At 67.5% G+C, this 338-nt stretch carries 1 protein-coding gene; it reads right to left on the bottom strand.

Annotated features, from left to right (window positions below; genetic code table 11):
- On the bottom strand, window positions 1-338 hold a 338-nt coding region (locus BC360_RS27555; protein WP_244512941.1), incomplete at both ends, for an isocitrate/isopropylmalate family dehydrogenase.

The following is a 338-nucleotide window of genomic DNA, read 5'->3' as shown; positions in this document are numbered from 1 at the left end:
ATGCCCTTGTCGAGCACGGTGGCGATCGCCTTCTCCAGGTTGTCGGCGTCCTTGACCAGGTTGAAGGAGTAGCGCAGGCACATGGCGAAGGAGGCGATCATGGCGATCGGGTTGGCGATGCCCTTGCCGGCGATATCCGGCGCCGAGCCGTGCACCGGCTCATAGAGCGCCTTGCGCTTGCCGGTCACGGCGTCCGGCGCGCCGAGCGAGGCCGAGGGCAGCATGCCGAGCGACCCGGTCAGCATCGCCGCCACATCCGAGAGCATGTCGCCGAACAGGTTGTCGGTGACGATGACGTCGAACTGCTTGGGCTGGCGCACCAGCTGCATGCCGCCGGC

The sequence above is a fragment of the Ensifer sp. LC163 genome (assembly GCF_001695855.1).
In the GTDB taxonomy this organism is placed as follows: domain Bacteria; phylum Pseudomonadota; class Alphaproteobacteria; order Rhizobiales; family Rhizobiaceae; genus Ensifer.
Note: the sequence above shows the minus strand (reverse complement) of the source record. Positions and strands in the feature narration are given on the sequence as shown.